Origin of the sequence: Hymenobacter cellulosivorans (assembly GCF_022919135.1) — a bacterium.
GTDB lineage: Bacteria > Bacteroidota > Bacteroidia > Cytophagales > Hymenobacteraceae > Hymenobacter > Hymenobacter cellulosivorans.
The window spans coordinates 3,735,024-3,755,223 of sequence record NZ_CP095049.1; the positions used below are offsets into that span (position 1 = coordinate 3,735,024).

Consider the following 20,200-nt stretch of genomic DNA (forward strand, 5'->3'; position numbering starts at 1 on the left):
TATGCGCCTCACGCTCCACTATGATGAACGGGCTCAGCGCCCGATCTGTGCGGCTTTCCTGCGCGGCTCCGAGCCGGCTGCCTGGCTGCGTGAGCTGGGTCGTTGGGGAGTAGCCGCCGCCCAGCTGCGCTGCTATCTGGTGCCCGAGTCTATTCACCATCCGCAGCCGGCCGGACTCTTGGTAGTGGCCGCCGAGGACGTTGCGCTGCCCGCCGATGTGCTCGAACCCTACGGCGTGGTGGCTGGGCGCCTGTACGTGCCCACCCATGCCCGGCTGTGGCCGGCCACCACGCCCCAGGAGCTAGGCGCGGCCCTGCTCTGGCCCCGGCAGCTGCTGCATCCCAGCATTGGCCTGGTAGGCTTTGCCGACACCGACGAGCTGGACCTGGCTACGCTGCTCGACTGCGGTCCGCCCCGGCCCACCGACTGGGGCATGGCCCTGGCCGTGGAGCCGCCGAAGCCCCGCCTGCACCAGGTGCGGGTGCTGGCGCCCACGGCCGAGCAAGTAGTGCAGGCCATCCAGCAGGAAGTAGGCACTGTGCCCCTGGAACAGCTGCCCGGCCCGGCGCCAGCCGGTGCTGTGCGGCGCTTGCTCGACAGTGCGCAGCGCCGGCTGCTCACCGGGCTGCTGAGCATTGTGCAGGTGCTGCGCGGTTTTTTTGGCGCCCGGCCGTTTCGGGTGCTGGGTGGAGTTGCCGCGGTAGCAATAGGAGTGGGGCTGTTGCTGGTTCTAGTGAAATTTCTATTCAGTGAGGGTGGACAAGCCATGGGCCTGGTGTTCATGGTGCTGTGTATGGTGCTGGCCCGTATCATTCAGCATTTTTCCGACCGCGCCGATTCGGGCACCACGTACCAGCCAGTGCGGCCGGGCAGGGGCTCCGGTACGGGGTCCGCCGGAGGCTCCGGGGCTGGCTTTGGAGTGTTGCAAAAGCTGGAGCAGTGGCTGGGCGGCAACCTGAAAGACCTGGAGCAGAAGCGCAACAATGAGATTGAGCGCCTGCTGCGCCTCTTTGGCGAAAACCCGGAAGAAGCCCTGCGCTATGCCATTCCCTTGGGCAGCCCCTACGCCGACCGGGGTATCGCCCCGCCGTCGGCCCGCCTGGGCCCACGCTCTACCAACTTCAGCCTGAATAACCTGGGCGGGGGGCGGGGCGTCGACAGCTGGAACCTGAACGACTACCGCTTCGATTTGCAGCAGCGCTATGAGGCCGCGGCGCGACAGGAAGCGCAGGCGGGACGCTACCAGAAAGCGGCGTATATCCACGCGCATTTGCTGGGCAACTTTCTGGCTGCGGCCCAGGCCCTGGAGCAGGGGGGCTTGTACCGGGAAGCGGCGGCGCTGTACAAAGACCACCTCAAAAACCTGCCCGCGGCGGCCCAGTGCCTCGAAAACGGCGGTCTGCTGCTCGAAGCCGTGGCGCTCTACGACGAGTTGCAGCAGCACGAAAAAGCCGGCGACTTGTACCAGCAGCTGGACCAACCTGAACTAGCCGCCCGCCACTACGAGCGGAGCGTAGAAGTGCAACTCGGCAACCAGGACCACCTCGACGCGGCCCGGATTCTCAACGACAAATTAGGGTACACTGCGCTGGCGCAGAAAATCCTGCTTGATGGCTGGGCTGACTCCCGACAGGCGGAAAACTGTCTGAAGCAGTATTTCACCCTGGCTGCGGCAGAATCGGAGCCTGATCTATGTTCCCAGGTAAACTTTGTCTACCAGCGGCATACGCCCGCTAAGCGGCGTGTGGCTCTGCTCCAGGTGCTGGCCGCCGTCAATGAGCAGCACCCCAATGCGGAACTGCTGGCTACGTCCCGGGACGTGGCCTACGAAGTGGTGAGTGCTGAAGCCGCGGCCGGCAATACCGCCCCGCTGGCTTTGCTGCGCCATTTCCTGCCCACCGACCGTCTGCTGGCCGCCGATGTGAGCCGCTACGCCACGGGCCGGCAAAAGCACCTGCGCGACGCACTCCCGACCTCTCCGGCCAGCTTTCAGCTGGACGCCACCATTACCTGGCTCACGGCCACCAGCCACGGTATGCAGTGGGTGGTCATCGGCCAGCGCGGCAACCAGCTTCATCTGGCCCGCTGCAACTGGTACGGCAACGTGGAATACTACTCCTGGCCCAGCCCCATTGACCCCGGCCTGCGCGTGGTGCTGGTGGCGGATGAGCGGTACAGTACCCGCATTCTGGTGCGCCCATCCCGCGGGGTAATCCTGGATACCAAGGTGTTGTCCAAAAACAAGTACTTTGCTCAAAGCCTGACTGTGGAGTGCCCGCCCTGGCTGCCCGAATGGCCCACCCGACTAGCACTGTTGCCTAATGGCAACATTATTACCATGAGTTTGCAGGAAGGCGGTAAGGTGCAGGCATTGACCAGCACGAGCCCGTTTCCCAAAGCTCAAACCTACGACCTGACGGAAATAGCGCCCTCATTCGTGGCCGTGGAGCGGGGGTGGCCCTGCGAGTTGTTTGAGGAGGCCGGCCGGTATTATTCCTACTGGAATCAGTGGCTGGTCATTCTGGAAGAACTGGGCCCTTATCTGGCCTACGAACTCAGTAGCGTTGTGGTGCAGCTGGCTCGTTCGCCCTACTCGGCCCGGCTGCAGGTGGCAATATCCACGCAACATGGACTCCGGATCTGGAACCCCCTCGCGCCCGGGGAACCCTACGACCAGGAGCCTGACCCGGAACTGGAAACCACCTGTGCCGCCAACATGGACCTGCGCTTCGTGGGCCCCGAGCACGTGGCGGTAGTTGATGAGCAGGCGGCGGAGCTCTACCACTTAGTCCCCGAAGGCCCGCGTCTGGTGCGCAGCTTCGAAAGCACGGGGGGCTTCCTGGCCGCCCTGCCCACGGCCGACCGTAAGCAGTTTGCCTTGCTCGAAGAGTCGGGCAAAGTCACGCTGTACCCATTAGGCGAGGGATAAGCCCTAACGCGAAATTCCCCGGCGTGGAGTTGTTCGGGCCAGTTCAACGGCTGCCGGGCTATGACTTCAGGCCGGGGAACTCTGGGTTACTGGTAACGCTCTAAAACAAGTCGTCCTTGACTGGAGCCGTGTAGGGCTGGGGCTTGGCCGTGGTTTGCTGCAAACCGAAGTAGAAGTACAACGTGCGCTTGGTGCTGCCGCTGAGGTGGTTTAGCTCGCTCTGGGGGCCCAGGTTTTTGGTGTTGGCGTCAATGTTCAAAGCCAGCTTGGTGCCCAGGGGCGGAATGGCATCCAGGAAAGACAGGTTGCCCAGGGGCAGGCCCGGGGAGGGCTTCACGCCCGACAGGCCGTAGAAGTCGAACAGGCGGACGTAGAGGCCCTTATTGGGGGAGGCTACGAGGAATTTGCCTTCCACGGTGTTCATCTCCAGCCAGGCAATGTCGGCAAAGTAGCCCTTGAATTCGGGGTAAATCCAGGGGGCGGCCCCGGTCTGGGTGTTGTTGTAGGCATTTTCCCAGACGTTGTTCCCCACGCCCTGCAGGCGGTTTTTCCAGACCCGGTAGGGGCCTTTACCCAGCCACTTGGCACCTAGCACGTAGTTTTCGGGGTAGGTAAAGCTCAGCCCGCTGAAGGCATAGTCGCCAGTGGGCAGGGTGTATTCGTAGTCCATTTGGAGCCAGCCCGAGCCGTGCATCTTATAGCGCACGGCCTTCAGGTCGCCGCTGTAGGTCACGTCTACTACTTCGCCGTCGGCCTCGGGGCGGTGGGTCAGGCCGGTAAAGGTGGCCGTGCCGCTGACCAGTACCGGACCATTGGCGAAGGAAAGCTTGTCGCCATTGTTGCCCTTCACGCCGGTGATTTTGCCGTTCGTTTTGTTGAAAGTAACAGTAATGTTGCTGGCCTTCAGGGTTAGCAACGAATCGGCGTCGGTTACTTCCACCGGGCTTTTCTGGGCCGTGGTCAAGGCCACCACCCCGTCGAGCACTTTCGGGTTGCCGCCCGTTTTCCAGGTCCACTTATAGACCAGGTTTTTCTGCGGGTCGAAAGCCGAGAGAACCAGCGCGTCGTAGCTCTGCCAGCCCTTGGGCAAATTCAACTTGAGCTTGCCCTTGGCCAGGGGCTTGGCCTCGGGGCTTTTAATCCGACTTTTCTTGCCCGGAATGGAGCCGGCAAACGGGTCGGTGGGCTTGCGGTAGTTGACCAGCTCCCACTGGAAAAAGCACTGCTGTAGGTTGTTGAAATGGTAGCGGTTCTCGACTTCTACCGTGCCGTTGAACTTGCTTGGTAGCTCTTTAAGGTCAATTTTGATGGGGGAGAAAATTTCGCGGATGGCGTAGAAGCTGCCTTCCTTTTCGCGGTGGGGCCCCACCACGCCGTCGGGCGCGTTAACCCCGTTCACGTCGATGATATTGCGCTGGTCGGTGCGCACGATGCCTTCATCCACTAGGGCCCACAGAAAGCCCCCGCCCGAGCGCTGCGACTTCCAGTGCAGCTCCCAGAAGTCGGAGAGGCCCACGGCCCCGCCGCCGTCGTCCTGACAGTGCAGGAATTCGGTGGGCATGTAGATAAGCGAGTCGGAGAGGATTTTCTGGGTGCTGTAGTAGTTCTCGTAGTGGTTGCAGTCGATGCCGCTGTGCTGGTTGCCGGGGCGGTGGTGGGCGTGAATGACGGGCCGGCGGGAGAAGTCAAATTGGGCGTAGTTGTCGTCGAGCTCTTTGTTGGTGCCGCCCTCGTTGCCGTTGCTCCAGAAGATGATGCTCGGGTGGTTGGCGTCGCGAATCACCATTTCCTTGACCAGCTTTTCGCCGGCCCTGGTGCTGTAGGCCTTTTGCCAGCCGGCCAGCTCGTCGAGCACGTAAAGGCCCAGCGAGTCGCAGAGGTCCAGAAACTTCACGTCGGGCGGGTAGTGCGACATGCGCACGGCATTCATGTTCATTTCCTTCAGCAGGCGCACGTCGGAGAGCTGGATGGAGTCGTTGAGGGTGCGGCCGGTTTCGGGCCACCAGCTGTGGCGGTTGATGCCCTTCATCTTGACCTGGGTGCCGTTGACGTAAATTCCCTGCCCGCGCCGCACCTCGATGGTGCGAAACCCGAACTTGTCGGTGGTCTGGTAGAGCGTATTCGCGTCCTGCTTCAAACTCGTGCGCACCCGGTACAGATTCGGAGTTTCCGAGGTCCAGAGCCGGGGCTTGCTCACGGAAGTGCGCAGCGTCACAACGGTATCTTTGGGATTCAGGGCCGCGCTGGCCGTGCCGACGACCTGGCCCGTAGCGTCCAGAATGTCGGCCTGGACCTGGGTTCCGGCCGGAGCATTGCGCACGAAGACCTGCATGCCAAACGAGCCGTTGGCCTTGGCGTCGATGGAAGTATGGGAGATGAACTGCCGGGGGTAGGCTTCAATATACACCGGCCGAAAAATGCCCCCGAACACCCAGTAGTCGGCCAGGCGCTCGGCGTTGTTGACGGACTGCTCGGCCGACATCTTACTCACTGTGACCTCCAGCAAATTACTCTGGCCCGCGGGCTTGAGCTTGTCGGTAATGTCGTACTTGAATTCGTAGAACGCGCCCTGGTGAATCGGGCCGGCACTCTGCCCGTTGACGCGTACCTCGGTATCGGTCATCGAGCCTTCGAAGACGATGAATACCTGCTTATTCTGCCAGCCAGCGGGCACGGTGAACTGGTGCTTGTATTGGCCCTGCTCGTCGGCGAAGCGGAAGTTCTTGCCGTAGGTTTTGTAATCACGGCCGTAGTTGTAGCTGCCGAAACCTTGCTGCTCCCAGCAGGACGGTACCGCAATTTTGGTCCAGAATCCGCTTTTTCGCCCCCCGGTGCAGTAAAAATCCCATTGCACAGTCGGCTTGTTGTCGCGCCCTGACAAGTACTGCACCTGCTTGTGCGGGCCGGTCTGGGCGGCGGCCGGCAAGGTGCTAAGCAGCGCCGCGCCAACCAGCAGGCAGCGGGCAAGCTTACGGAAAGTAGTAGAAAGGCCCATAAGGGAAGAGAAAAGTGGGAAGGGTTCGGAGAAGGGCAGCCGGGCTACCAAACGCTAACCTAGCGCAACGCCGGTTGCGGAGCGTCCTGTAGTTTCCTGTCTTTTTAGTTGTCCGTTGTCCGTTGCCAGGTCGTGCTGCTGTCTGCTCCCAACAACGGACAACGAGCAACGAACAACTAATTCACCTTCAGCAGCACCTGCAATTCCTTTTCCGAAATGGGCAGGATGGTGCCGTGGCGCAGGCCGGCCGGCAGCTGGATCTGGTCCGAGACGTCGGTCCAGGTTTTCAGGTCCCGGGAGCGGACGGCCCCGTAGCGGTGCAGGCGGTACTTATCGAAGTACACCAGCCAGTCCTGGCCCAGGCGCACGGCCGTGGGGCCTTCGGCCCAGTAGTCGCCGGTGATGGGGGCAGAAAGCTGCTCGTAGGGCCCGGTCAGGAGCTTGGCGTAAGCCAGGCGCAGGTTTTTCTGCGGTTTGGGCTCCACGGTTTCGTCTTTGAGGAACATCACGTAACCCTTCTTATAGGGCTGGATGCTGGCATCAATGACGTTGAAGCCAGGCTCGTAGAGCAGGCGGGCCGGGGCGTAGGTTTTGAAATCCTGAGTGGTGGTATAGTAGATGCGGTGGTTGTAGCTGCTCTCGCCCTGGGCCTGGGTTTCGGGAAAGCGTCCGGTGATGGTGCTAGCCCAATAGATGACGTACTGCCTGGTTTGGGGGTCGTAGTTGATTTCCGGGGCCCAGCAGTTGCGCGCCCCGGCCTCGGGCTGCATCACGGGCACAAACTGCTGCTCCGACCAGTGTACCAAATCCGGCGAGGAGGCGTAGCCGATGCCTTTGTCGTTCCAGCTCACGGTCCAGACCATGTGAAACCGGCCGTCGGGGCCGCGCAGAATGCAGGGGTCGCGCATGAGGCGGTCGTGGGCCACGGCGGGCTTGAGGAAGGAGCTGTCGTTTTTCAGGGCCTTCCAGTGGTAGCCGTCGCGGCTGTAGGCCAGGTGCAGACCATCCTTGCTGTTGCCTTTGAAGTAGGCAAATACCAGCGCCTGGCCTTGGGGTACTTGCTGGGTGTGGGCCGTCGGAGCGGTCAGGAGGCAAGTAACGGCTAGAACAGCTGTAACAACCAACGTTTTGAGTGGGAGCGGCATTATGGCTCGTTATGAGGAAGAAAGGAGTTTGGCGGCGTAATGTCAGCGCACAAGATGTCTCGCCTGGCTCGACATGACGGACGTATTGAACAGCTGTTGTGGCTCACTTCTTCCGGTTCCGCTTGCTGCCCGCGTCTAGGTCCACAAAGGTGGGCTCGTCGCGGTTGCAGGTGAGTTTGCCGTCGGCGTAATGCAGCTCCACCACCTGAATCAGGCTGCGTTTGGCGGCAATGCTGCTGGCGGCCGACGGTGTGCCCTGGGTGCGGCCGGGGTGGGTAAAATAGAACAGGTAGGCCCGGCCGCCGCGCACCACCACGTCGCAGTGGCCGCCGATGGCCTGGTCCTCGGGGCCCTGGCCGGGCTTTTCCAGCAGCCGCTCGGGCTGGGCCGTCCAGGTCTTGAGGTCGGGGGAGCGGTACACGGCCAGGCCCTGCCACTTGTCGAGTAGCATCCAGTACTGGTTGTGCCAGCGGAACACTTTCGGGCCTTCGCCGCGCTCGGCCAGGGCTTTGCCGTGGTCCTGCCAGTGGGTGAGGTCGGGGCTGTCGGCGTAGTAGATGCTCTTGCCGTCCCGCTCGTTGTTGTACCACAGGCGCCAGGTACCGTCGGGCAATTGCAGCACGCTGGCGTCGATAACCTTATCCGTAGCCAGGGCCAGTGCCGACTCATACTTCCAGTTTAGCAAGTCCGGGCTGGTCAGGTGCAGGATGCTGCGGGGGTGGTTCCAGTCGGTAAACACGCCCGGCACGTAGGTCAGAAACATGTGGTACACGCCCTTGCTTTCCACCACGTCCGGGGCCCAGTGGGTGTAGAGCGGGGTGGGACGGTAGCCAATATTGGCCGTATCGCGGTAGCGCCAGGTGGCCCCACCGTCCCCGGATTCGGCAATGCCGATGCGGGTGCCGTGCACCCAGGTGACGCCCCGGGCGGTAGTATCGGTGGCGCGGCGGTTGGTGTAAAACATCCACCATTTCTGCTCCTGCTTGTTCCAGATAACGACCGGGTCGGCGGCCCCGTCGTACACCGGGTCCCGGAACAGGGGCTTGGGCGCGAGCTTGCCGGCCGGCTGGGTTTGGGCTGGGGTGTAAACAGAGGGCAGTAGCAGGAATAAAAACAGGAGATATTTCATACTAGAAACTAATAAACGGTGTAGGGTTGAGGGTTCTGAAGTCGGTGGAATCCTACCCCGACCTGTAGGCTTCCGGATTTCGGCAACGATGCAACCCTACACTGCCGATGGAGCTAGTGGCAAGCCAGAAGGGCGCTTGAGCAGCCCAGCAGCCCTAATTCCCGTCGGGCTTGGCGACGGCGCTGCGGGGGCTGTCAAACCACTGCCAGGCGGTGAGCGGGTCGGGTCGGGCGGGATTGAAGGCGGGCGTGTCGCGCAGGTACTTAGCCAGGCCCAGCTGGTTGGCCTTGATGCCTTCCACCACGCAGCGGGCAATTTCGTAGGCCCCGTAGGGGTTGAAGTGGGTGTTGTCGGCCAGGGGCTGCACTTGGCCGGGGTAGCTACCGGCCGGGTAGTGCACGAAGGCCTTAATCGACGCTTCCGGGCCCATAGCTTCATAAAGTATGGTGGTCATGGCGGTGAGGTCAATCAAAGCTACCTGCTCCTGCTGGGCCACTTGGCGGGCGGCGGCGGGAAAGTCGCCCAGGCTGTTTTCAATCTTGCCAGTGGGGCTAAAGGTGCGGCGGCTGGTGGAAGTCAGAATCACCGGGATGCCGCCTTGCTGCTTGGTTTCGCGCACAAACAGGCGCAGCCGCTCAGTGTAGGATTTCCAGGCCCCGTCGGTTGAGCCCTTGTCTTTCTGGTCGTTGTGCCCAAACTCGATGAAAAGGTAGTCGCCGGGCCGTAGCACGCTCAGCACCTTCTGCAGGCGTTTCGAGCTCAGAAACGAGCCCAGCGTCAGACCCGACTCGGCGTGGTTGGCCACGGCCGCCCCAGGCCCCAGAAACCGCGGCAGCATCTGCCCCCAGGCCGCCCAGGGCTCATCATCCTGATTCACGACGGTGGAATTACCGGCCAGAAACACGGTGGTAGCCCGCGGAGCCGGCACGATTTCCAGGGCCGCCAGGCAGGGACTCGGGCCGTTGAATTCCAGCGTCAGCTTGTCGTCCCAATCGAGCTTATCCAGCTCCCGGGGCTTGAGGCTGACTGATTCGGCGGCGTTGATGCGCGGACTTTTCACGTTGAGCGTGAAGGTCTGGGTAACGAACTGTCCGGGCCGGGTGGTCGTCGTTTCCAGCAGCAGCCTTCTGGACTCGGCCTTGAGCATGGTACTGGAAGCGCCCTTGGCGTCGCCCAGCGTCACGGTGACGGTGTAGTTGCCCTCGGGTAGGTTCACGGAAAAGTAAAACGGCTGCTGGCTGGTCACGAAGTCGGCGCGCAGTGCGTCCTTGCCGCCCCGGTCCACGGCCGTCACGGTCGTGCCAAAGTCGAAGCCGTAGCCCAGCGTGGGTGAGTAAGCCGCTGCGCCCACAGCAGTGTAGCCCGGGGCCGCAGCGCCGCTGCCAAAGTCGAATTTAAACGTCGTCGGCTGGGGCTGGGCGGAGGTAGCCGGCTGGGCCGCAGCGCCGTGGGCAAGTAGGCCGGCGGCCAGCAAAGCGGTGGGGAAAAGGGTGGGCGTCATGCGGGCGGGGTTGGCAACGAAAGGAGCTAAAAGTAGCCGCTGCCCCGGCCCTAGCACACCTGTACTGTCATGCCCGCTCAATAGCGCCAGTAGCGCGAACTGTGTAGTTCGTGTGCCCCGCGCAATACCCGTTGTTCCGGTACGCAAACTACACTGTTCGCGCTACAATGCGCTGCAACGCGGCCCCTGGAAATAATCAGCCCCTAGCAGGATAGTGCAGGACACCTGCCCGCTTGGAATTCAGGACTTTCGATCTGCTGCCAGCCTGTGGGCTGCGGCCCCGCGCCGACCTTTTCCACTTACCAAAATTCCTACCATGAAAACAACCTTACCTCCCGGCCGCAAGGTCTGGCTGCTGTGCCTCACGTGGCTCATGCTCACGCTGCCCGCCCAGGCCCAGAAGTTTCTCGAAAAGCTCAACCGCGGCGTAGTGGCCGTGCGCACCAGCTCCAGCCAGGTGTACGTGGGCTGGCGCCTGTTCGGCAACGACCCGGCCGGCATCAGCTTCAACGTGTACCGCGGCAGCACCAAGGCCAACTCGGTACCGATTACCAACTCCACCAACTTCGTCGATAATACCTCTACCGACGCCACTTACAGCGTGCGGGCGGTACTCAATGGGGTAGAGCAGGCCGGCTCGGCTACCACGCCCACCCGGGCCCAGCAGTTTCTAAAGATTCCGCTCCAGCTTCCGGCCGGCGGGACCACGCCCGCGGGTGAGGCCTACACCTACTCGGCCAACGACTGCTCCGTGGCCGACCTCGACGGCGACGGCGACTATGAAATCGTCGTGAAATGGGACCCTAGCAACGCCAAGGACAACTCCCAGAGCGGTTACACCGGCAACGTGTACCTCGACGCCTACAAGCTCAGCGGCACCCGGCTGTGGCGCATTGATTTGGGCCGCAACATCCGCGCCGGAGCCCATTATACCCAGCTGATGGTGTATGATCTGGACAGTGACGGCAAGGCCGAAGTAGCAGTGAAAACCGCCGACGGCACCGTGGATGGGCGCGGCGCCGTTATCGGCAGCACCACGGCCGACTACCGCAACTCCTCGGGCTACATCCTCTCGGGTCCCGAGTTCCTGACCGTGTTCAACGGCCAAACCGGCGCAGCCATGGCCACCACCAACTACCTGCCCGCCCGCGGCACGGTCAGCAGCTGGGGCGACAACTACGGCAACCGCGTCGACCGGTTCGTGTCGGCCATTGCCTACCTCGACGGGCAGCGGCCCAGCCTGGTGATGGGCCGGGGCTACTACACCCGCCTGGTGCGCGTGGCCTGGGACTGGCGCGGCGGCCAGCTCACCCAGCGCTGGACGTTTGATAGCAACACCTCCGGCAACTCGGCCTATGCCGGGCAGGGCAACCACCAGCTCACCGTGGGCGACGTGGACGGCGACGGCAAGGACGAGGTCTGCAACGGGGCCAGCACCATCGACGACAACGGCCGGGGCCTGTTCAGCAGCGGGGCTGGCCACGGCGACGCCCTGCACATGGGCGACCTGAGCCCCGACCGGCCCGGGCAGGAAGTGTGGCAGTGCCAGGAAGAGCCGGCCAAATACGCCGGCAAAGGCCTGCAGCTGCGCGATGCCCGCACCGGTCAGCTCATCTTCGGCGTGCCTACCACCGGCGACGTCGGCCGGGCCATGGCCGCCGACATTGACCCGCGCTATAAAGGCGCCGAGCTGTGGGGCTCTACCGGCGGCGTCTATAGCTGCACCGGCCAGCAACTCAGCACTTCCCGGCCCAGCATCAACTTCGGGCTGTGGTGGGACGGCGACCTGCAGCGCGAACTGCTCGACGGCGACAAAATCGATAAGTGGAACCCGGCTACCAGTTCAGTTACCCGCCTTGCCTCGATTTATGCCGAGCCCTTTAACATGGCTTATAACAACACAACCAAGCGCAACCCCGGCGTCTCGGCCGACATCCTCGGCGACTGGCGGGAGGAAGTCATCAGCCGCAGCCTCGACAACCAAAGCCTGATTGTTCTGACCACTACCATTCCGACCACCTACCGCCTGCCCACGCTGATGCACGATGCGCAGTACCGCACGCAGATAGCTTTGCAGAACTCGGCCTACAACCAGCCCCCGCACCCCAGCTACTACCTCGGCGGCGACATGGCTCCGCCGCCCACGCCCAGCATTACCCTGGTTGGGGGCAGCACGACGCGCTTGGGCAGCAGCGCTACCAACGTGGCTCCGGCTAATGCCGATGCCGCTACCCAGCCCGAAAACCTGGCCCTGCGCTGGAACGGCTCGGCGAGCCGCTACAACGTCTTTGTGGGCGCGTCGGCGCAGGAGCTGGAATTGGTAGCCACCACCACCGAAACCAGCCTGCTGCTGGCCGCCCAGGCCGAGCTGAAGCAATACTACTGGCGCGTGGATGCCCTCTACGACGGGGATGAAGTGCAGGACGGGGAAACCGTGGTCGGGGAAGTCTGGTCGTTTACGACCGTGGATAACGTGCCGCCAGTGGCTCTGGCCCAGGATATTACCGTAACTCTCGACGCCACCGGCCAGGCCCGCATCAGCGGCCCCGACGTCGACAACGGCTCTTCCGACGCCTACGGTATTGCCTCCCGGGCAGTAAGCCCGGCCGTGTTTACCTGCGCCAATCTGGGCACTAACCCCGTAATCCTAACCGTAACCGACAAAAACGGCAACTCTGCATCGGCAGCTGCTACCGTTACGGTGCTTGGTAGCTTGCCCACGGCGGCCATTGCCATGGCGCCCGCCAATGCCGTGTACACTGGTGGAGTGCCCACGACGCTCTACCTGGGCTACGGGCCGCAAAGTGCAACGCTGACGGCTTCGGGTGGCCTGCGCTACCATTGGAGCCCCGCTGCCGGCCTGAGCGACGCCTCGGTGGCCGCCCCGGTATTTACCGCCGCCGCGCCCGGCTCGTACGTTTACACCGTGACGGTAACCAACGAGTACGGCTGCACGGCCACGGCCTCGGTTACGCTGAAAGTGGTGGATGCCCGCTGCGGCAACAAAAACGACAAGGTGCTCATCTGCCACAACGGAAAGCTGCTCTGCGTCGATAGCAACGCCGTGGCCGCCCACCTGACCAACCACCAGGACCAACTGGCTACCTGCGCCACCGACCCCGCCACCGAAGCCCGTACCGCTGCCTCGGGCTTTGCTGCTTTCGAGGCCTACCCCAATCCCTTTGCTGAGCGTACTACCATCAGCTTCCGCAGCCCGCAATCCACTACCGCCCGCGTGCAGGTCCTCAACGCCCTGGGCCAGGTGGTAGCCACGCTCTACGACGAGCCCGCCACGGCCGGCCAGCTCTACCAACTCACCCTCGACAGCAAAACTCTACCCGCCGGCTTCTACACCTGCCGCCTATTGCTGGGCAGCCAAATCCAGACCCAGAAGCTGATAATCGAGAAATAGCCCTATTGAGCGAAAAACGGCTGGTTCGCAGGCTAAGATACGCAAGTGCTCCTCTGGGTTGCCGTTATTACTGACACCCGCATACTATTATTCTAGCAGATATACACTAAAGCACATTCTTTAAGATTGTTTACTAAATATGGTAAGCAGTATTAGGAAATGCGCTTTAGTGTATATCTTTTTTATACAAAACGCATGCTAGCAGTTCTCTAATTTGGTAAACATAATATCTAGATTGTGGATGGTGTTTACTAGGGGCCGCGCGTCTGAATTCCTGCTCAGTTGGCTTGGTGCAAAAGCCGGAATTGGGCAGGCAGAAGCTGGGGTAGGGGAGCTGAGTGTGAAGCTAGCAATGTGGTTCTAAAGAAAACCGTCGGCATACTAACTCGCTTTTGCGAAGAGGTTGCCCAAGCCCTAGCGCAGCAGCGTAATCGTGCCGTGCTGCACTACTCGTTTGCCAGTCTCGTCGGTGGCTTCGAAGCGCCAGACGTAGGCACCGGGTACGGGCTGCTCATTGCCCACCCGCCCGTTCCAGACCTGGGTTCGGTCGGTGCCGCGGAAAACCTGCTGGCCGTTGCGGTCTACCACGGTGAAGGTAAACGTAGACAGGAACCGGCCTTTTACCTCCAGCACGTCGTTGAGCCCGTCGTCGTTGGGCGTAAAGGCCGTGGGCAGCACAGCTTTCATTTCGCGGGCTACCACGGCAATATTCGAGTAGCTGGGCTGGCTCAGACCGGGGCTGGTGGCGGCAATGCGGTAACGCAGCACTTGCCGGTCGGTGGGTGGGGCCTGGTCTAGGTACGACTGGCCGGTAGCATTGGCCGCGGGCTGGCTGAGCACGGCTCCTTTGGCATCTACTAATTGCACAGAGTACTGCACCGTAGGGTCGGGGCCGCGCAACTCGGTCCAGCTTAGCTGCACTGAGTTGCCTTCCAGGTCGGCGGCTTTGGCGATGAGCAGCACCGGGCAAAAGGCCGGACTCAGCGCCGAGCTGTTGCCGCAGTCGTCCACAAACTGAGCCTGGTAGCAGGCTCCGGCCTCGGAGTTGAAGCGCTGGGTAGAGTCGCGCAGGCTGCGGCGGGCCGTCAGACCGATTTCGGTAGGGGCACCCGAAGCGGCGCTGCGCAGGTAGCGCACCCGGCCGCCGGTGGGCAAGCCCGGCACGGTAGCCGTCAGCTCCACCTGATTGGCGGGCGTAAAGCTGGCTACTAGCTGCGGTACGGGCAGCACCGGGCTGGGCGTCGTCGTGACGCAGGCCTCATTAGAAACGATGGTCGTGCGGGCTGCAGCGGGTCCACTTACGGCCTCCAGTTGGTAGCAATATTGTACCCCGCAGGTTACGGCCGCGTCGGTGTAGGCAGTGGTGCCGGCCGGCAGTGTGGCCAGGGTTTGGCCGTTGCGCCGGAGCTGATACGTGGCGCCTGTGCCGGGAAAGGTCAGGGTATTTTGCCCATTGGTAGAGCTGGCCGTCAGAAACAGGGAACACACCGGCGGCGAAACCGGCAGGGCCACCGTGGCGCACACATCCCGAATGGCGACGCGGTAGCACTCCGGGCCCGCAGCTGCGCTCAGCGTGGCTCCAGTGCCCGTGAAAACAGCCTGCGGCAGAGTGCGGTAGCCGCCAGGGCTGCCGGCATCGGCCTGCTGTAGCTCGTAGCGGTAGCCGGTGGGCAGGGCATCGAGCTGAAACTGTAGGGTGCTGCCGGCCAGGGTCAGGCGGCGAATAACCGGCGTGGGCGCCACCGGCAGAGTCGAGTAGGTAGTGCTGTCGGCCCCCACGCACAGGCCGCCCACGGCGTAGAAGCCCGTCACCACGATTTTGCCCGTCGTGTTGGCCACGGCGTACACCTGCGGACCCGCGCCCTTGCTCACGGGCTGCACCGGCCCGTCATCAATGCGGATGGTATAGGCATCGTAGGCCTGGTCGGTTACGTTGACGCGCACGAAGCCCGGGGCGCAGGCTTCCACCTGGAACGTGGGCTTGTTGGTGGCAAATACCTCGTATACCCGCAGAAAAATAGTACCGGTGCCCGCCCCGGCCTGGGCATTTTCGGCCACCGTGACCGGGCCGGCCTGGGTGGGTGTGAAGGTGGCCGTGCGGCTGGTATAGCCCGTGCAGGGCGCCGAGGTCCGGGCGCCGGGCACAAACTGGTAGTACAGCGCGTTCCGGTCGACGCCGGCGCGGCCCGGGCACGTAATAACGATGCGCACCGGGCGGCCCACGCAGAAGCTTTGCACCGGCAGGTTGGTTTGCACGTCGAAGGCTTCGAAAGGCTGGTCACAGTTGCCGGGCAGTGGGTTCAGGCACTGGGCCCGGGCGGGGCTCAGGCTGGCCAGCCCCAGCAGCAGCAGAAATACGAAAAGGCGAAAGGAGTTCACAGGGCTCATAACGTACGACATCCGCATTAGCGTTTGGCACGAGGCTAAAATAGGCACGGCCCGCGCAATAGTAGGCTTATTCTGTCATCCTGAGCTATAGCGAAGGACCTTCTTCTCGTAAGTAACCCCCGTTCTTCAGCGCCAAAGCCCCTTACCACCGCAGTAGTAAAAGGCTTTGTACGTTGGTATATCCTTCTGGAGAATGGGTAAGGAAGGCCCTTCGCTTTGCTTAGGATGACCAATAGAAAGTGCCCCCATTTTTTCCACTACGGCCACTCGTAGCCCCGCACGAAGGCGGCGGCGGCGTGCAGATCAGGGTAAAGCACCCGGTCCCGGCTCACGAATTTTACCTTTTCGCGGAAGGCTTCCACCACTTGCTCCAGTACCGCCGAGGTGCGGGCCGGCCGGCGGAAAGCCAGGGCCTGGCAGGCATTCATGAGCTCAATACCCAGAATCTGCTCCACGTTGTCGAGTACCCGGCGGGCCTTGGTGGCGGCGTTGGCACCCATGCTCACGTGGTCTTCCTGCCCGTTGCTGCTCACGATACTGTCGACCGAGGCTGGGGTGCAAAGCTGCTTGTTCTGGCTCACGATGCCGGCGGCGGTGTACTGCGGAATCATGAAGCCCGAATTCAGGCCCGGCTCCGCTACCAAAAAGGGCGGCAGGCCACGCTGCCCACCGATCAGCTGGTAGGTGCGGCGCTCCGAAATGCTGCCCAGCTCGGCCACGGCTATGGCCAGGAAATCGAGGGCCAGGGCCAGGGGTTGCCCGTGAAAGTTGCCGCCCGAGAGGATCAGGTCGTCGGCGGGGAAAATGTTGGGGTTGTCGGTTACAGCGTTGCACTCGGTTTCGAGCACCTGGGCCACGTAGGCTAGCGCGTCGCGGGAGGCACCGTGCACCTGGGGCTGGCAGCGGAAGGAGTAGGGGTCCTGTACGGCCACTTTCTCCTGCTGCTGGAGCTCACTGCCCTGCAAGAAGCTGCGGATCCGCTCGGCCACTTTCAGCTGCCCGGCGTGGGGCCGGATCTGGTGCAGGCGGTGGTCGAAGGGCTCACTGCGGCCGTCGAAAGCTTCCAACGACAAGGCCCCCACTACGTCGGCGGCCTGGGCCAGACGCTCGGCCCGCAGCTGGCAGTGCACGCCGTAGGCCAGCATAAACTGGGTCCCGTTGAGCAGGGCCAGACCTTCCTTGGCTTCCAGCGTAATCGGCTGCCAGCTAAAGAGGTGCATGGCATCGGCGGCCTGCAAGCGGTAGCCTTCGTAATTCACTTCGCCCAGGCCCAGCAAAGGCAGGCATAGGTGGGCCAACGGGGCCAAATCCCCGCTGGCACCCAAGGAGCCCTGCTGATAGACTACGGGCAGAATGCCACGGTTGTAGAAGTCGAGCAGGCGCTGCACGGTGGCCAGCTGCACGCCGCTGTGGCCGTAGCTCAGGCTCTGGGCCTTGAGCAGCAGCATCAGGCGCACTAGCTCGGCCGGCACTTCCTCGCCCGTGCCGCAGGCGTGCGACATCATCAGGTTGACTTGCAGCTGCTGCCGCTCCTCGGGGGCAATGCCGGTGTCGCAGAGGGCCCCGAAGCCGGTATTGATGCCGTACACGGGCGCGTCGGAGGCGGCCAGGCGCTGGTGCAGGTACTGGTAGCAAGCTTCAATGCGCTGGGTGGCGGCCGGGCTAAGCTTTACGGTTTGCTGAGTTGCCAAAAGCTGGCGCAGCGTGGCTAAATCGAGGTGGGTACTGGGGTCGAGGTAAAAAACGTCGGCAGGCATGCGGGGTGGTGGAAAAAAGGGAAAAGGGTGACCGGCAAGTTCCTCAAATCTTTTGGAACCGGCTACCTCGCCGCCCAATTTGCCGTCCCGCCCTCCTCTGCCTGAGTTCAGCAGAGCATTCCGGATTTTGAATGTCTTAGCTAGGTGAGTTAGCACCAGAAACCGAAAAGGGAAGAGCAGCGCCCAAAAAAGCCCCGTGGAGCGACACCACACAAGGTAGGTGCCGCCCCACGGGGCTTTCTCGTAAGTAAGGGCCGGAACCGCTACCGCAAGGGGGCTAGGCCAGCGTAGCCAGCACCTGGTCCAGGGTCAGGGTTTTTTCTTCGCCCGTGCGCAGCTCCTTGAGCTTAAACTGCGCGGCAACCCGCTCCTCGGGGCCCTGGATGAGGACGTAGGGAATGCCCTTGGCGTCGGCGTACTTGAACTGCTGGGCCAGTTTCTTGCTCTCCGGGTACATTTCGCTCGGCACGCCGGCCGCGCGCAGGGCTCGCAGCACCGGTAGCAGGCTTAGCATGCCCTCGGCGTCGAAGTTGGTGAGCAGGCAGCGGGTGGTCGTGGCCGCGTTTTCGGGGAACAGGTTTAGTTCCTCCAGGCAGTCGTAGAGCCGGTCGACGCCGAAGCTGAAGCCCACGCCCGACACGCCCGGCAACCCGAAGGCGCCGGTTAAGTTGTCGTAGCGGCCCCCGCCGCTGACGCTGCCCATATTCACGTTGTTGATCTTGATTTCGAAGATGCAGCCCGTGTAGTAGGAGAGGCCCCGGGCCAGCGTCGGGTCGAATTCGAGGCGCTTAAACTGCTCGAAGCCGAAGCTGGAAAGGAAGTCCACAACCTGCCCCAGCTCTTGCAAGCCTTTGTACGTATCGGCGGCATCCGTCGGCACGCTAGCGGCCCCGAAAGCAGCACGCAGCTTCTCCAGCTTGTCCGTAAACGAGCCTTCCACGGCCAGCAGGTCAAACAGCTGCCCGGCAGCGGCTTCGGAAAAGCCCCGCTCCAGCAGTTCCTTGGTTACCCCGTCGCGCCCGATTTTGTCGAGCTTGTCAATGGCCACGAACAGGTCGGTTTCGCGGGCCTCGCTGTTCAGAGCTTGGTAGATATTGCGCAGCACCCCGCGGTGGTTGATTTTGATGGTAAAGTCCTCCAAACCCAGCGTATTCAGCACCTCGCTCATCATCAGCACGATTTCGGCCTCGCAGAGCAACGAATCAGTGCCCACCACGTCGGCGTCGCACTGGTAAAACTCGCGGTACCGGCCGCGCTGGGGCCGGTCGGCGCGCCACACGGGCTGAATCTGGTAGCGCTTAAAGGGAAACGTCAGCGTGCCGCGGTTCATGACCACGTAGCGGGCAAAAGGCACGGTCAGGTCGTAGCGCAGGCCTTTTTCGGCTACTTTGGGCAGGACTCGGCGGGTTGCTTTGCCGTCTTCGTTCTGCAGGTCGTCGGCCGTTACGTCCTTGAGGAAGTCGCCCGAGTTCAGGACTTTAAACAGGAGCTGGTCGCCCTCGTCGCCGTATTTGCCGGTCAGCACCGACAGGTTTTCCAGGGTCGGAGTTTCGAGTGGGGCGTAGCCGAACTTCTCGAAGGTGCGGCGGATAATGCCGAAAATATAGTTGCGGCGGGCCACCACGGCCGGGCCAAAGTCGCGGGTGCCTTTCGGAATGCTGGGTTTTTGGGCGCTCATCGGGTAATATGCGGAATGATGGGGCGAAGGTACAACGCCCCGCCTGACTTCGCCCAGCCCCCGCGCCCTATTGTAGTAGTGCGGCCCGCTAGTGCGACGAAGAGCCGGCCGCCTTGCCTGGCTCAAAGCTTTCCGCGTCGAGCAGGGAGGGCACCACCAGCGGCTGCGACTCGGCGTCCAGGTCCAGAAAGTGGTGGCGCACGGTGTCGGGTACGTGGCAGAGCACGAGGCGGCGCTCCTGGCAGTGCAGCATGTAGGCGTAGGCCAGCAGCAGGTCGATGGCCTCGGCCGAGAGGTGGTCGAGCAGACTGCAATCCACCCAAATGGCTTTTTTAGGACTCCGGCTGGCCCGGTGCAGGGCCCGCGTCAGCTTGAGCTCATCCTTTTCCTGCCTGGAAGGGGCCAGAACCAACAAATAGCTCTGTGGTAATTCTTCGCGATGAACATCAAGCATAACCGGGCGGCAGGTGGGCACAGGAAGAGCAGGAGGGCTCTACCGGCTTCCCAATACGAGTTGGACTCTGCCCGCGACTTGGTATTAAATAAGGAAATACTGACTGCTGACAAGAAAGTAGCGGCTACTGTGGCGCTTGGCCGGCCGCGGCTCGGCTGCGGCGCAGCTGCCGCAGCACCGGCCCCGCCAGCGGCGACTTCAGCGGGGCCCGCAGGCCGGCCCGGCGCAGGGTCGCGGCGGTCCAGTCGTTGCAAGTGCGTAAGGCGTGGTAGCGGCCCCGGGCCCGGAAGAAAAAGTCGGAAGGAGTGTAGCCAGCCGCGTTGCGCAGCTGGGCCCGCCCGGCGCTGTCGGGCGCGAAAGACGCTTGCAGCAAAGTGGTCAGGCGCCGGTACTGGTCTGCCGAAATCTGCAACGCCACCACGTGCTGACCAGGCCGCGGGGCGCTTTGGTAGAAACCCACGTGCATGAGCGTGCGGCCCGGCCCGGCGGCGCGCAGCACCGTGCCCACGCCGGGCATTCGGCCGCCATAGGAAGCCAGGTAAAACCGCTCACTACCCCAGCCGAACGCCGCGTACTCGTGGGCGGAAAACTGCGCCGTGAGCTGGGGCTGCCCAAGCTGCTGGAGCCAGTCGGTGCCCGTGCGGGGCTCGCGCACGGGCACCACAATGTCGGTGTGAAAGCCGTTGGACACCACGAACACCGGAATTCCGCCTGGCGTGGGCCGAAACTCCCGGTTGACGGGTACCCGGCCGCCAGCAAAAAACAGCAGAAGAAAGGCCAGGGCGGGATACATGGGCGGTGCGTAACGGAAT

The 20,200-nt window shown here is 62.7% G+C and carries 11 protein-coding genes; 2 read left to right on the forward strand and 9 right to left on the reverse strand.

The window, feature by feature from the left end:
- Position 1 precedes the first annotated feature (1 nt).
- On the forward strand, positions 2-2,929 hold the full coding sequence (locus tag MUN80_RS15705; RefSeq protein ID WP_244714393.1) for a bpX3 domain-containing protein: 2,928 nt from the start codon (positions 2-4) through the stop codon (positions 2,927-2,929).
- Between the two features lie 100 nt (positions 2,930-3,029).
- Here the strand turns inward: MUN80_RS15705 and MUN80_RS15710 are convergent, their stop codons facing one another.
- From MUN80_RS15710 to MUN80_RS15725, 4 genes are all read right to left on the reverse strand, one after another.
- A complete protein-coding gene (locus MUN80_RS15710; RefSeq protein WP_244714395.1) occupies positions 3,030-5,924 on the reverse strand; it encodes a glycoside hydrolase family 2 protein in 2,895 nt (964 codons plus the stop codon).
- Positions 5,925-6,100: 176 nt separating this feature from the next.
- Positions 6,101-7,069 (reverse strand): glycoside hydrolase family 43 protein, encoded by a 969-nt coding sequence (locus MUN80_RS15715; RefSeq protein WP_244714397.1) that lies wholly within the window; start codon positions 7,067-7,069, stop codon positions 6,101-6,103.
- Between the two features lie 103 nt (positions 7,070-7,172).
- Positions 7,173-8,198 (reverse strand): glycoside hydrolase family protein, encoded by a 1,026-nt coding sequence (locus MUN80_RS15720; protein ID WP_244714398.1) that lies wholly within the window; start codon positions 8,196-8,198, stop codon positions 7,173-7,175.
- A 154-nt stretch (positions 8,199-8,352) separates the two neighbouring features.
- Positions 8,353-9,699, reverse strand: coding sequence for a rhamnogalacturonan acetylesterase (locus MUN80_RS15725; protein ID WP_244714399.1), 1,347 nt, complete (start codon positions 9,697-9,699; stop codon positions 8,353-8,355).
- A 316-nt stretch (positions 9,700-10,015) separates the two neighbouring features.
- On the opposite strand from MUN80_RS15725, the gene MUN80_RS15730 reads away from it, so the two are divergent.
- On the forward strand, positions 10,016-13,111 hold the full coding sequence (locus MUN80_RS15730; protein ID WP_244714401.1) for a rhamnogalacturonan lyase family protein: 3,096 nt from the start codon (positions 10,016-10,018) through the stop codon (positions 13,109-13,111).
- Between the two features lie 414 nt (positions 13,112-13,525).
- On the opposite strand, the gene MUN80_RS15735 is transcribed toward MUN80_RS15730, so the two are convergent.
- The 5 genes from MUN80_RS15735 to MUN80_RS15755 form a co-directional block, all read right to left on the reverse strand.
- The gene (locus tag MUN80_RS15735; RefSeq protein WP_244714403.1) at positions 13,526-15,490 is read right to left on the reverse strand and encodes a T9SS type B sorting domain-containing protein; all 1,965 of its coding nucleotides are present in this window, start codon (positions 15,488-15,490) and stop codon (positions 13,526-13,528) included.
- Between the two features lie 266 nt (positions 15,491-15,756).
- Entirely contained in the window at positions 15,757-17,256 is a 1,500-nt protein-coding gene (gene hutH / locus MUN80_RS15740; RefSeq protein WP_244714404.1) for a histidine ammonia-lyase, read from the reverse strand.
- Between the two features lie 277 nt (positions 17,257-17,533).
- Complete coding sequence (gene hisS / locus MUN80_RS15745) at positions 17,534-18,934, reverse strand: histidine--tRNA ligase (protein ID WP_244714406.1); 1,401 nt, start codon at positions 18,932-18,934, stop codon at positions 17,534-17,536.
- 88 nt (positions 18,935-19,022) lie between these two features.
- Complete coding sequence (locus MUN80_RS15750) at positions 19,023-19,349, reverse strand: STAS domain-containing protein (protein ID WP_244714407.1); 327 nt, start codon at positions 19,347-19,349, stop codon at positions 19,023-19,025.
- Positions 19,350-19,512: 163 nt separating this feature from the next.
- Positions 19,513-20,181, reverse strand: a complete 669-nt coding sequence (locus MUN80_RS15755; RefSeq protein ID WP_244714408.1) for a TIGR02117 family protein — start codon at positions 20,179-20,181, stop codon at positions 19,513-19,515.
- Positions 20,182-20,200: the final 19 nt, after the last annotated feature.